Origin of the sequence: Rathayibacter sp. PhB151 (assembly GCF_004366415.1) — a bacterium.
In the GTDB taxonomy this organism is placed as follows: domain Bacteria; phylum Actinomycetota; class Actinomycetes; order Actinomycetales; family Microbacteriaceae; genus Rathayibacter; species Rathayibacter festucae.
The window spans coordinates 101,309-115,155 of record NZ_SOEN01000012.1 but is presented as its reverse complement, the minus strand read 5'-3'; the positions used below and the strand labels follow the sequence as shown (position 1 = coordinate 115,155).

Here is a 13,847-nt window from a genome sequence, read left to right as displayed (position 1 = left end):
TGTCAGCGGGTGGGTCTGGTATCAGCGGGTCGGCGCCCAGGGACCGTTCGGGTCACCGGGGGCCTGGTTCCGCGTCCACCACTTCGCGGTGTACCGCTGGCCGTTGTGAGTGACGACGTCGCCTGCGACGAAGGTTCTCGAGGCGGTCCAGACGGCGACGCCGTTCTCCTGCCGGATCTCCTGCCAGGGCCCGTTCGGGTCACCGGGGGTCTGCGCCTTGGTCCACCAGGAGGCGAGCCAGACTGCGCCGTTGTAGGTGACCTTGTCGCCGGCGACGTAGGTGCTGGACGCACTCCACGCCGTGAGCACCGTGATCGGGAGGGAGGCGGTGAGAGGGGCCGCGCCGGTAGCGGTGAGCGCGGACGCCACGGTGATGGTCGCGGTCCGCTCCCCCGGGCTTGCTGAGGAGAATCCGGAGACCGTGTACTGCTCGGGCGTGAGTGCGGCGGTGGTTCCGTCGGCTCTCGTCGCGGTGACGGTGGTGGAGGCGCTGTCGAACGACTCCCCGACGCCGTACACCGTCTTCGTCGTCGTGACGCCGATCGCCATCACTGCTGAGGTGAGAGCGGTCGCCGCGCTCCGAAGGGCCGTGGTGGCCTCGTCGATCGCGGTCTGGGTGGCGGCGGGGGACGCGAGGACAGCTGCCGCGTCCGTCCGGGCGGTGTCGAACGGCGTCCAGCTACCAGCGGAGTAGTCCTCGGCCGTGGCGTCCTGGTTCTCGTCGTAGGCCGCCTGCAGTGCGGTCGTGTCGGTGGCCTGCTTCACGAGGGAGAGGGAGTCGACCTTGACCGACTTGCTGCCGCCGGCGCTGCGGGCTTCGATGGAGATCGTCGCGGTGGCTCCGGTGAGCTGCAGGTCGCCGAGCTCGACGTCCTGCCATCCGGTGGTCGCCTCGTTGATGTCGAGCGTGTAGCTCTCACCGGTCGCCCCGGTGATGACGATCCGTGCGTAGTCGAGGCCTCCGGCGGTGTTGATCTTCCCCTTCAGGCGGTAGCTGCCGGCGGGCACGGCGTTCTGCTGGGAAACGGAGCCGGAGAAGGCGTTCGCGTTCGCGAGCTGCAGCGCGAAGCGGGACGAGTCCGCGCCGGGGCTGGAGTTGCTGACGAAGGTGTTGCTGGAGTAGGCGGTGTCGACGTTCGTCGTCCAGCCGGTGATCTGCGGGACGGTGACGCGGTCGGCGGCGAAGTCGGGGTTGAGGACGTAGTTGTTCTCCGCGCCGACCCGCCATTCTCCGGTGACGGCGTTGAACTCCCAGTTCGTGAGGGAGTTGAAGGACAGCTCGCCGCCGTCGGCGGAGAGGGGCACCCACTGGTTGTAGCCGTTGCCGTTCCAGGCGAAGTCGGCCCACCGGTCGCCGGCGTAGAGGACGGTGTCCTGCTTGGTGCCGTGGACGGTGACGAAGAAGCCGGTCTGGGAGACGAGGCTGTAGTCCTTCTCGCTGCCGGCCAGGGTGTATTCGCTCGAGTAGGCGCCCTGGATCGCGCTGGTCTGCGACTCGATGACGTGGTTCGCGGAGGCGTTCCAGCCGTGCAGGTCGGAGGTGAGCATGTAGTACTTGCCGTCGAGCTTGAACATCGCGTTGCCCTCACGGCCCGCGACGACGTAGCCGACGCGGACGGCGGGTTCGATGGTGAGCGAGTCGTTGTCGGAGAGCTTGCTGATGAAGGCGTTCGCGCGGCCGCTGCTGTTGGAGAAGATCAGGTAGTCGGTGCCGTCGTCGTCGGTGAAGACCGTCTGATCGCCTGTGGAGCGGGTCGGGGAGTTCTCGATCTGCGGCTGGATGTTGGCGTAATCGAAGTCGTCGGTCGGCGAGTCGCCCTGCAGCATCAGGACCATGCCGCGCTGCTGCCCGTTGGGGTCGAAGCTCTGACCGCTCTGGACGTAGAGCGTGTACTTGCCGGTGTTCTCGTTGTAGGCGACGCCGAGCCGGCCGACCCAGATCGCGTCGGCGAGGGTCTTCATCTGTGCGAAGTAGTGGCCCTTGGACTCGGGAACGTTCATCGGGGTGGTGCGGTCGGCGATGTCGTTCTCGAAGGTCCAGTTGACGAGGTCCTTCGAGGAGTAGACCGGGATGGACGCGAACGTCTGCGTCGCGTAGGTCTTGCTGGGGCTGGTGCGGTAGGGCTCGGCCTCCTGGTAGTGCACGCCGTACCAGAAGTAAGTGTCACCGAACTGGAAGATGCCGCCGCCCTGGGAGTAGATGGGGTTGCCGTCGGTGTCGGTCCAGAAGGTGTTGTTGGTGATCGGCTCGAAGCTGCCCGCGGAGACGGTCACGAGCTGTGCTGCGGTGTCCTGCAGGGAGTTCTTCGCAGCGACGACCGCCGCGTGGGTCGCGTCGGTGGTGTCGGCGACGGTCTGGGCGGAGGTGAGAGCGGCGGCGAACGCGGACCACGAGTCGCTGGTGAAGTCCGACGGTACGCGCGTCTGGTAGTCGGTGATCAGGTTGCGCAGGCCCTGCACCTCGACGAGCGCTGCCGTTGCGGCGCGCAGACTCTGGATGGCGGCGTCGCGCTCGGCGCGGGTTCCGCCGGTACCGAGGTTGACGGCCGTCGTGAGGGCGCTCTGGAACGCGGGCCAGGAGGCGGCTGTGTAGTCGGCCTGCTTCCGGGCGGATCCTTCGCGGGTGAGCGCGGGGAGGTCGTCGAGGATCGTGCTGTCCTCGACTTCCGCGGAGACGATCGCGGCAGCGTGGTCGATGAAGCCGCCCTCGACCTGGACGCGGAGGGTGTGCTGCGCTTCGGCGAGACCGTTCTTGGTGAAGAGGACGCGAGCGGTGCTGTTCTTGGCGGCGCGGTAGTTGACCGTGCCGACCTCGGTGTCATCGATGAAGACGCGGCCGATGCCGTGTCCGGTGTCGGTCAGTCCGGTGAGCTGGACGGTGTTGCCGACGAAGACGACCTCGAACGACGCTCCGGTCGTGGCGTAGTGGCTGCGCGAGGTGGACGCCCACCCGGCGGAGTACCAGGTCTTGTTCACCGTGCCGCGTGTCGTGGTGGTGGCGCTGTGCGCGATGGTCGTGGTGACGGGGGCTGCGACGGCGGCGGGCGCGATCGCAGCGCCTTGGACGACCAGTGCGGCCGCGGCGAGGAAGGTGGCGGCGAGAGTGACCAGCCGCTTCCCTCGAACGCTCAGTGGTGTGGACATCGGAGACGGACCTACTTCCTTGTAGTTTTCGGGCTCTTCGTGGATCTCAACGGGTGGCGTCGAAGGAGCGTCCGCTCGGACGCCAGGAGGCGTCAGTGGGCGGGAGCTCGTCGCCGAGGGTGAGGTAGATGCGGTCGACGCGCAGGGCCGACTTGCGGGCGAGGACGGAGAACGTGTGCGGGCCGGCCAGAAGGTCGATGTCGGACACGGCGACCCAGATCCAGCGCTGACGGAGGCCGTACGCGCACATCTCTGCGCCGGAGAACTGCTTCTCGAGCGGCTGCGGCGTGCCGTCGACCGCGAGGACGCAGGAGTCGTCCTGGTCGTTGTCGAACTTCACCAGCAGCCAGGCGCGGTAGCGGCCGGCGGTGCCGACCGTGAGCGCGTAGTGCAGACCGGGGGCGTGGGTGGAGTCGTCCCAGCGAAGACCGCGGGTACGGACGTGCATCGCGAGTCCGCTGCCGTTTCCGGTCTCGGCGGCGGTGTGCGACCAGGTCCAGGTCGAGCTGGTGTCGGCCGTGGACCACGCCGAGGCGCTCTGCTCGAGGACGGTCTCCGCGTCGAAGGCGATGATCCCCTCCGACTCGACGATGCGGCCCTCTCCCGTGCTGTCGTCGGAGCGCTCGCGTTGACGTGCCGCCTGCTGGGGGACGGTGATCGGCAGACGGAACGTCGTCGGCCCTTCCCAGAAGAGGCTGTCGGCGTACGCCTGATCCGGCAGCGGCAGCGTCGCGGGGTCGGCGCCGTAGAGGCGCCGCGTCTGCGCGTCGATCGAGGAGGGGGAGGCGAGTGCCGGGTCCTCGACGGTCTCGAGCGCGCGGGGTCGTGAGCTGTGGCTGCTGAACGTGGGGCCGAGATTGCTCGGCCGCGCGGGCTCGGTGTAGACGACGATCTTGGACAGGGTGACGTCGTCGTCGATCGCGTGCAGGCGGAGGCGGTGTGCTCCGGCGCTGAGCCAGGGAAGTCGCGTGTGCAGCTTCTCGACGTTGTCCTGGATCGCCTGCGACCACGTTCCGCGGTGCTCGTCCGTCGTCGGGCTCTCCAGGGTCATCGGCGGGTGTCCGTCGGTGCTGACTCCGACGCGGATCCGGCCGACGGAGTTCAGGGTCGGCAGCCGGTGCAGCTCCAGGAGGTGCGCGCCTTCGGTGCGGAGGTGGATGTCGAAGGTCAGCGGGTCATCGCTGAGGTCGGAGGTGTCCAGGGGCAGCGCCTTCACGGCGGGGTTGCCGTAGCGACCCAGGCCGGGGATGGCGGCCCAGCGGGAGCTGCCGGTCAGCGGTCGGCCGTCAGGATGGGACGGGTCGATGCTGATCGAGCCCTCCGCTTCGATCCAGCCGCGGAGCTCCGTCGGCGGTGTCGCTGCGGGTCGGGCGCTCACGCGGACGTCGATGATGCCGGTAGCGGAGGTGATGCGGATGCGGCCCTCGGCGCCGTCGGGCGTCGGCTGGACTCGGACCGGGATGCGGGTCTCCGTGCTGACGGAGGACGGGTGCGGGCCCATTTCGATCCAGGGGTCCGCGTCGATCGTGACGTCGAGGCTGTCGCGTCCTCGGTTGGCGATCTCGATCCATTTCGTGGCGGTGCCGGCGGGGTCGAAGATCAGCGACGGTGCCTGCTCGGGCGCGTCGGCGCCCCAGACGGTGACGGCCAGTCCCGGTTCGCCGAAGGAGAGGGCTGGGGTCGCAGCCGGGTGCATCGGCATCACCGGTGGCGGGAACTCCTGCGGGGTGAACATCCCCTCCCATCCGCCGCCGGCCAGACGGTGGTTGTAGAAGTCGATCAGCGCCCGGATGCTGCGCCCGAAGGCACGCGAGACGGCGAGGTAGTGGTCTGCAGCCGCGGCGGCGCCGTCGTCGGCGCTGAGGGTGCTGCGGTCCGCGAAGTAGAACTCCGCACTGGTCAGATACGCGAGGTGGATCTTGACGGCGAAGAGCTGGAAGAACGCATCGCGTTCCTCTGCCGGCAGCGCCGTCCAGATCTCGTTGGTGTCCTCGAAGAGGCGACGAAGCTGCGCGAGGCGATCGCCGGCCTCGTCGCCGTACCCGCGCTGCGGGAACACGCCTGAGGCGAGGTGCTCCAGCTTGCGCTGGTTGTTCAGCTGGTAGTACTCGTCGTAGATGCGGCCGGCGCGTGCGCCGTGGCCGCCGGTGAACTTCGCGTCGATCCACTCGGCGGTGAAGGCCGTGATGTTCGCGGTGCTCGTCTCCCGGCCGGCTTCCCACGCGCTGCGCAGGAAGAACTCCATCTCGATCTCCAACGGCTTCAGACCGCCGATGTTGTCGACCCAGAGCTCGCGGATACCGCCGTCCCACGCCTTGCGCAGCTCGGACTTCATCAGCGCCAGCGGCGTCGAGGAGGTGGCGAGGTAGCTGGTGGTGTAGTTCGACCAGTAGGACGAGTGGTAGTAGAGACCATGTCCTCCGCGGCGTCGCTGCTCGTTCTCGTCGGGAAGGCGTCGGATGTGCCCGAAGCTGTCGTTGGCCCACACGATCGTGATGTCGTCGGGCACCTGCAGTCCGGCGTCGTAGAGCGGCAGGACTTCCTTGTAGGGGATGAACAGCTGCGGTGTCGTCTCAGCCGGGCGGGACAGGCCCTCGGTGAGGAGGGCGCGCTGGTCCCGCATGACCGATTCGAGTAGGCGGACGCGAGCGGTCAGCTTCTCGGACTCGGAGAGCGAGTCGTCGTCGTCGATCGCGGTGGTGACGAAGCCGGAGTCGTGCACGCCGCGCATTCCGACGGTCCAGGTCACCTCGTAGCCGCGGTTCTGCGCGACGCTGCCCCGCCAGTACTGCTGCAGCAGTGCGCGGTTGCGGCCCTCGATGGAGTAGTCGTAGTCCACGTCACCGCCGTGCTCGGCGACCCACGAGGGGAACTCGCGTTCGTTGCTGCGCAGCAGCATGTCGCAGTGGCTGGTGCCGATGACGACGCCCATCTCGTGCGCGAGGCGGCCGTTCTCGGGGTCGTGGTTGAAGGCGCCGACGTGCATCGCGGGCCACAGGTAGTTGCCCTTGAGGCGCAGGATCAGCTCGTAGACGCGCTCGTAGGTGGCCGGGCCGATGGTGTCGTCGCTGGTGTGGATGCGGGCCCAGTGGTCGAGCTCCTCTTCGTCGTTGAGGAAGATGCCGCGGTAGCGCACCGAGGGCCAGTCGGCGATGGAGGTGTTGGGGCGGAGGGTGATGTGGTCGCGGGGTCGAACCGGGACGTCTCCCCACCAGGTCCAGGCGGACACGCCGATCGCGTCGGTGAAGTGGTAGATCGCGTAGACGGTGCCGCGGCGGTCGGTGCCGACCAGGTAGAGGACGTCATCGACGACGGCGACGAGGAATCCCTCCCACCGTGCAGCTCCGTCCTCGTCGTAGAGCGCGGACACGTCGAGCCGTCCGGCGTCGATGGCGGCGTCGACGGCGGCGGAGTGGCCGATCGTGCCGATGACGATGCGGGCGGCGGCCGTGTCGGTCGAGATCACGGCGTGAGCGCCGCTGACCTGGGCGAGGTCTCGGGCGAGGTCGGCGGTGGCTCGGCGGACGGCGCTGTCCTCGGTGTCCTCGACGGCGAGGCGCACGATCTGTCCGCGCTCGGCGACGGTGATGCCGTCCGAGGCGAGGTCGGTGAGGAGGGGGATCGAGCGGGTGGGCTCCGTGGGTGGGCGCACGGTGGTGGGGCCGGTCGTTCCGGCGTCGATGAGCATGGTCGTTCAGATCTCCACGGTGTAGCGGCCGGCGGTGACCTCGAACGTGACGCTGCTCGTGCCTCGTGTCGCGGTGCCGGTGTGCTCGACGGTGTCGCCGTCGACGGTGAGGCCTCGCAGGTGCGCGAGTGCTCCGGACGGGCTGGGGACGGTGATGGTTCCGCCGGTGCCTGCGGGAGCGACGACGTCGACGGTGAGGCCTGACTCGTCTCGGTGCCAGCTCACCTCGATGGCGCCGAAGGGGGTGGGGACCTGACCGCGGGCCCAGGTGAGGGATCCGGTCTGCGGTGCGATACGCCAGGTGCGGAAGGCGGTGCTCGTCGGAGTGACTCCGAGGACGGAGGTCGAGAGCGCGACGGTAGGGGCGCACGCCCAGCCGTGGGCGAGGCTCGTGGTGCTGCCGAAGCCGGGAGTGCCGTCGATGTTCAGCAGCTCCCAGACGGTGCCGGCGGCGTAGGGGCCGGAAGCGGCCATGTGACCCCACAGGTCGTGCAGCAGCTCGAGCGCCCGGTCGGTGAGCCCGGCGGCGAAGAGGGCGCCGAGGTGGAATCCGGATGTGTAGGGGCTGACGTTCTCGCGGAAGCCGGCCGCTGCATCGAACGGCTGCGGTCCGTACGGGGTCTGCGGGAGCGCCTCGTCCAGCGCGAGCAGGATCGCCGCGGACGTGCCGGGTGCCGCGATGCCGTGCAGCACGGCGAGGGAGTTCGCGTCCTGCGCGATCGCGTCCTGGCGCTGGTCGGAGAGGACGTAGAGAGATCGGCCGGGATCGAAGAGGTGCGCGTTGATCGCGACCTTGTTCCGATCGGCGCGCTCGGTGAGCTCGGCGACGGTCTCGTCCTCGCCCAGCGCTGCGGCGAGGACGGCGGCCTGGCGGAGCACGTGGTTGTAGACGATGTTGTAGGCCGTCACAGCGCCGGTCTTGGGGCCGTCGTACCAGTCCCAGTCGAGGCCGTTCTCGTCATCGGTGATGTAGAGGTCGCGGTCGTCGACGAGGGCGCGGTCGTAGTCGAGCTGTCGCAGGACAGCCGGCCACTGCGACCGCGCGAAGTCGAGGTCGCCCGTGTGCTCGAGGTGCAGGGCGACGTTGGTGATCTGGTGCATCGAGTAGACGGCGGAGTACACCTGGCCGTGCTGCGGGGGGACAGCGGGCGGGAACAGCGGAGGCATCCGTGCCGGCAGTCGGCCGTCGGGCTCCTGGAAGCTGTTCAGGAAGGCGATCGATCCGCTGACGTACTCGGCGGCGGCGGTCGTGTAGAAGACGTTGGGGATCTGCACGATGAGGTCGCCGCTCCACACGGAGCGGTCGCGTCGTGCACCGTCGAGGATGACGGGCAGCGGATCGGGTGAGACGACACCGTCTCCGGTGAAGAGCTCGAGCGCGGCGGCGTCGTCGAGGCGGTGTTGGAACAGCTCGTCGCCTGCGGAGTCGGTGAGGCGCAGCTCGCGGAACCGTGCCTGCTCCCCCGGGACCTTGCTGGTGTCCCACGCCTCGTGGAATCCGAAGGAGCCTCGCTCGATGCGGGGCGTGGCGGGGTTCTGGGCGAGGTCGAAGTGAGCGACGGGGGCGCCGTCGATGCTGACGGCGATGGTCGTGCCCTGGACTGCTGTGCGGATGCGGTGCCAGGAGCTCGCGTCGAAGTCACTCGCGAGCGCGACCTCAGCGATCGTCGTGTAGCGGCGGACGGTGTCCTGCGGACGGTCTTCGTAGCCGTCGTCGATGTGCGACAAGCGCAGGAAAGAGGACGCGTCGTCGGTGGGAGCGCGCAGCTCGAGGAGGTAGCCGTGGGCGCCGTGCTCAGCGGCTCTGACGATCCAGCCTGCGGCGTGATCGAGGATCCGTGCCTCGAACTCGACGGTGACGTCGTCCCACTCGCCGTCGCGCAGGACTGCGAGGGTGCCGCCGGTGATGTGGAGGCTGTCCTCGTCGATGGTCCAGGCGATCGGGAGGGTGTCCGCGGGGAGCTGGTTGAGCTGCGTCGTGTAGGCGCTCTCATACCAGATGCGGTTCAGCTCGTCGTCGCTGCAGACGAACCAGCCTGCGTAGTCGCGAGCCGCGGCGGCGAAGGCGGAGAACCGGAATCCGATGCCGGCGAGGGAGAGGGTCCCGGGGGTGTCGAGGGAGAGTCGGACGTAGCGCTGTCCGCCCTGGATGAGGTCGGTGTCGATCCGGCCCGGGCGCTCGATGGTCAGTGACCGGCTGCGGCGCCGGTCGGCCGACGCGTTGTGACCGCCGCGCTCGTCGCCGTCGGCGCCGGCCCATGCGGCTGCCTCGCTGTAGGAGACGTCGAGGGTGGTCGGTCCGTCGACGGTGGCGATGTCGAACCAGGGGCGGCCGGCGACATTGCGGCCGAAGTCGAGGACGATGCTCGCCGGCGATCCGTGGTCGGAGACGGAGAGGGTGAGCGAGCCGGTCTTGGCGAGGAAGGTCTCGGTTCCGCTCACGTCGCCCGTGCTGCTCAGGACGGAGATGGGGTGCACGTCCGCCGCGGAGGGACCAGGCACGTAGCGGCGCCAATCGGTGTCGCTGGGGAGTTGATCGGCGATGTCGCGGGTCGAGTGCGCGAGGGAGTGCACGGTGTCCTCTCGGGGGAAGGGAGCCGTGGCCCCGCCGGAGCGGGGCCACGGATGGTGCGTCGAGCGGCTCAGCCCTGGAAGGCGGAGTCCATCTTGGTCAGCAGTCCGTCGACGGTCTCGGAGTCGTTGAACAGGGCCTGGACGCCGTCGAACACAGCCGGCTGCACCGTGGTGCTGGGCCAGAGGCGGTCGGGCCAGGTGGTGACCTTGTTCTCGCCGGCGTACTGGGCGACGAGGGTGCTCACGGCGTCGGTGGCGGGCTCGTCGCCGGGCATCGCTGCGGCATCACCGAACGCGTTCGCGAAGATGATCTGCGCTTCGGGGGTCGCCAGGTAGTCGACGAAGGCCTGAGTGGCCTCCGTGTTCTCGCTGGCCGCGTTGACGGCGAAGCCGCTGACCGAGGTGGGCAGGTACTCGTCTGCGGTGTCGTCCGTCGCGGGGAAGAGAGCGTAGGTCAGCTTGAGGTCGGAGGGGCCACCTGTGGCGATGTTCTTCGTCTCCGCTGCGATGCTGACGGTGCCGAGGGTCGTGCCCTGGCGGATGGCGTCCTGCACCTGCGAGTACGGGGTGCCGTTGGGGCTCTCGTTGAAGCAGCCGGCGTCGCGCATCTCGAGGTACTGATCGAACGCGTCCTTCCACTTCGAGTCCGCGAAGGTGGCGTCGCCGTCGACCTGCTGGTCGATGAACTCGGGGTCTGGCCCGTAGACGAGGCTCGCGGTGAGGGCGTAGGGGATCAGCTGGGTCGTCCAGGTGTCGGAGAGGCCGAGGCCGTAGGCGGTGAGGCCCTTCTCCTTCGCGTCGCCGCAGAACTGCAGCACCTCGCTCCAGGTGGTCGGCACGCTCAGGCCGGCCGTGTCGAGGGCGCCCTGGTTGTAGATGCCGCCGATGGAGGAGAGCACCATCGGGACGCCGACGAGCTCGCCGCCGTCGAGGGAGAGCTGCTGGCGTGCTGCCTCGGGGATGTCCGCGGCCCAGGAGCTGTCCGCGAGGTCGGCGTAGAAGCCGCGGTCACCGGCGACCCGGGCGCTGATGACGTTGCCGCCGCCGCCCGGGATCTCGATGAGGTCGGTGGCGTTGCCGCCGGAGAGCTGCGTGCCGACGACCTCGCGGTAGTTCTGGGCGTACTCCTTGACCTCGACGGTGATGTCGGGGTTGGCCTTCTCGAACGCGGCGACGACCTCCTTGGTCGCGGGGCCGTGGTTCGTGCTGATGCTGATGCTGCCTCCGGCCGCGGCGGTCTCGGAGGCGGGTTCGGTGGAGCAGGCCGCGAGGGTCCCGCCGAGCAGGAGTGCCGCGGCGGAGACCGCGACGGAGCGGCGCAGTGTCGTCGATGACAAGGTCGTACCTTTCAGGGTTGAGGGTGCTGTGACGGCTGATCGCACGATCAGCCTTTGAGTCCGGATGCGAAGCCGCGGAGGATGAAGCGCTGCATCAGGAAGTAGGCGATGAGGATGGGGATGACGGACGTGATCAGGGCGGAGAAGACCAGCGGCCAGTTCGCGCTGTACTCGCCGACGAAGGTGTAGACCGACAGCGGTGCGGTCCTGCTGGAGCCGCCGGTCAGGTAGAGCAGCGGGTGCAGGAAGTCGTTCCAGATGCCGAGAGCGGCGAGGATCGCGACTGTTCCGGTGACCGGGCGCAGCAGGGGGAAGACGACGGTCCAGAACGCGCGCAGCGGGCGGGCGCCGTCGAGCATCGCGGCTTCTTCGTAGTCCTTGGGCATGTCCCGGAGGAAGGCGGAGTACAGGAAGATCGTGAACGGCAGGTTCCCGGCGACCGAGATCAGGATGACGGAGAGCGGGTTTCCGACGAGGCCGAGCTTGGAGAAGGTCAGGTAGAGCGGCAGGAGAGCCAGCTGACCGGGGAAGAGGAAGCCGGCGAGGAAGAGGTAGAAGACGCCTCTCGACCACTTCTCGGTGCGGCGGGTGAGGGTGTAGCTGGCGATCGAGGCGATCACGATGATCAGCAGCACCGAGGTGACGGTGATGACGAGGCTGTTGATGATGCTCGCGCCCATCGCGGACTCGGTCCACGCGATCGCGATGTTCTCGAACTTCAGCGGCCAGGTGAAGCCGAACAGCCCCACTGCAGCGTCGGGGTCGCGCAGCGCGACGGCGACGAGCACGATCATCGGGATCATGAAGATCACCGCGGTGACGATCAGGATCGTCTCGATCAGGGCGGTTCCGCGGGTGTAGGTGGTGTTCACGAGAGCGCCTTCCGCTGAGTGATCCGGAACTGCACGAAGCCGATGACGCCGACGAGGATCGTCAGGATCACGCCTTGAGCGAGCGCGTTCGGGTACTGCAGGTAGAGGAAGGCCGTCTTGTAGACGATGGTCGCCATCGTCTCGCTGGCCCCGGAGGGTCCGCCGCCGGTCATCGAGAACACGGTGTCGAACTGCTTGAGGTTTCCGAGCACGCACAGCAGCAGGTTCACGACGATCGAGCCGTTGATGAGCGGGATGGTGATCGACCAGGTGCGACGGAACGGGCCGGCGCCGTCGATCGCGGCCGCCTCGAGGGTGTCGGCGGAGACCGCCTGCAGCCCGGCGAGGTAGATGACCATGGAGTAGCCGGCGCCCTGCCAGACGATGGTCGCGCAGACCGCGTAGAGGACGAGGTTGGGGTTGCCGAGCCAGTCCTGCTGCAGGGAGTCGAGGCCGAGGTCCCCGAGCATCGTGTTCAGCGTTCCCTGCGGGGTGAGCAGGTACTTCCAGAGGTAGCCCGCGACGATCGGGGTCAGCACCACCGGCAGGAAGAACACCAGTCGGAGGACGTACTTGCTCTTCACCTGCGTGTTCAGTCCGAGGGCGAGGAGCAGGCCGATGACGTTCTGCGCGAGAGTCGCGACGATCGTGATGACGAAGGTGTTGATGATCGCGCGGACGGAGTTGTCGTCCGCCAGCACCGACTGGTAGTTCTCCAGCCCGACGAACGCGGGCACGCCACTGGCGCCGTTCCAGTCGGTGAAGGAGAGGACGATGCCGCTGATGTTCGGGAGGAGGGTGACCAGCGCGTACAGCAGCACGGCCGGAACGATGAACCAGAACGGCGTGCGCACTCCTGCCACGAACCGGCGGCGCGCGGGACGGCGGCGCTTGTCGGCTGCGGGCGGCGGCGTCACGGTCGTGGGCCGGTCGTCGAGAGTGGCACTCATCGAGCGCTGTCCGTTCGACGCGAGAAGGTACTCAGGACACTCATCTCCTTTGATGACGTAGTGGGCGACTGCAGTGGACGAGCCGGCCGTGTGGAGGCGAATCGGGCGATTCGAGCAAACAGTGATCGATCACGTTTGGCGGTGAGTTGAACATAGTGATCGATCACGTTCTGTGTCAAGATGAGTTTCGCAGAGATGATCTGCACCGAACCGATGCTCGTGAGGGAGGCCAATGTCGGCCACAGCACCCGCTCGCCGCGCGACGATCTTCGAGGTCGCCCGCCTGGCCGGCGTTTCACACCAGACCGTTTCGCGCTACCTCAAGGACAGCAACGGCCTGAAGGTCGCCAACCGCGAGCGAGTCGAATCCGCCATCCGCGAGCTCGACTACCGGCCCAGCCTCACGGCCCGCGCGATGCGCACCACCCGCACCGGCCGTCTCGCGATCCTCTTCCCCTCAGGTAACGCAGCGAGCTCGCTCCGCATGCTCGAGGGTGCCACCGAAGCCGCGCGGCAGGCCGGCTTCCAGGTCGACGCGATCACCGTCGCCGGAAACACGGCCGAGCGGTCGGAGCGAATGCTCGAGCTCGCCGAAGCCGGCCTCTTCGAGGGCCTGCTCGCGCTCACCCCGCTTGCCGCAGAGAGAGAGGCGCAGATCGCGTCTCGAGTCCCCGTCGTCGTCGGCGCCGAGTACGACGACGAGATGCGCGGCATCGGCGACCTCGCTGACGCCTCCCCCGTCGCGGAGATCATCGAGAGCCTCGCCGGTCAGGGGCACCGCACCTTCCTGCACATCGCCGGCGACCGCAGCTACACCACCGTGCGAAGCCGCGAAGAGGCGTTCTTCGCGACCATCGAGCGCCTCGGCCTCGAATCGGCCGGCAGCGTGGGCGGAGACTGGCTCGGCGACACCGGACGCCGAGCCGTTCTCGATCTGCCGGACGACACCCGCGTGACCGCCATCATCGCCGCCAACGACCACCTCGCCGCGGCAGCCATCCACGGTGCGATCGAACGAGGGTGGCGAGTACCCGAGGACATCAGCGTGAGCGGCTGGGACGACGACCCGGTCGGTGCATGGCTGCCGCCGACACTCACCACGGTGACGATCGACTACGAAGAGCTCGGCCGACGATCCATGGCGAAACTGCTCGCCAGCATCCGCGACGAGGACTCCCCCGTCCCCACCGATCCGGTCGCGTCCGTCATCTGGCGCGGCTCCACAGCCCCCGCGCGCACTTAGCCCTCGCACCCCTCCTCCCGCAGTGCACGACCATGCGTC

7 protein-coding genes are annotated in these 13,847 nt (G+C 68.4%); 1 reads left to right on the top strand and 6 read right to left on the bottom strand.

Translation table 11 applies throughout. The features are described from left to right. Nucleotides 1–21: 21 nt before the first annotated feature. The 6 genes from EDF35_RS19440 to EDF35_RS19415 form a co-directional block, all read right to left on the bottom strand. Complete coding sequence (locus EDF35_RS19440) at nt 22–3,144, bottom strand: carbohydrate-binding protein (RefSeq protein WP_208323105.1); 3,123 nt, start codon at nt 3,142–3,144, stop codon at nt 22–24. A gap of 46 nt (nt 3,145–3,190) precedes the next feature. After that, complete coding sequence (locus tag EDF35_RS19435) at nt 3,191–6,832, bottom strand: glycosyl hydrolase 115 family protein (RefSeq protein ID WP_133963516.1); 3,642 nt, start codon at nt 6,830–6,832, stop codon at nt 3,191–3,193. A gap of 6 nt (nt 6,833–6,838) precedes the next feature. Further along, a complete protein-coding gene (locus tag EDF35_RS19430; protein WP_166674181.1) occupies nt 6,839–9,406 on the bottom strand; it encodes an alpha-L-rhamnosidase C-terminal domain-containing protein in 2,568 nt (855 codons plus the stop codon). 68 nt (nt 9,407–9,474) lie between these two features. Then, nucleotides 9,475–10,743 (bottom strand): extracellular solute-binding protein, encoded by a 1,269-nt coding sequence (locus EDF35_RS19425; protein ID WP_166674180.1) that lies wholly within the window; start codon nt 10,741–10,743, stop codon nt 9,475–9,477. 47 nt (nt 10,744–10,790) lie between these two features. After that, nucleotides 10,791–11,615, bottom strand: coding sequence for a carbohydrate ABC transporter permease (locus tag EDF35_RS19420; RefSeq protein ID WP_133963513.1), 825 nt, complete (start codon nt 11,613–11,615; stop codon nt 10,791–10,793). Beyond that, complete coding sequence (locus EDF35_RS19415) at nt 11,612–12,565, bottom strand: sugar ABC transporter permease (protein WP_133963512.1); 954 nt, start codon at nt 12,563–12,565, stop codon at nt 11,612–11,614. Before EDF35_RS19415 ends, EDF35_RS19420 begins: the two co-directional genes overlap by 4 nt. Nucleotides 12,566–12,797: 232 nt before the next feature. Between EDF35_RS19415 and EDF35_RS19410 the strand changes: the two genes are divergently transcribed. Beyond that, nucleotides 12,798–13,808, top strand: a complete 1,011-nt coding sequence (locus tag EDF35_RS19410; protein ID WP_133963511.1) for a LacI family DNA-binding transcriptional regulator — start codon at nt 12,798–12,800, stop codon at nt 13,806–13,808. The last annotated feature ends 39 nt before the right edge of the window (nt 13,809–13,847 follow it).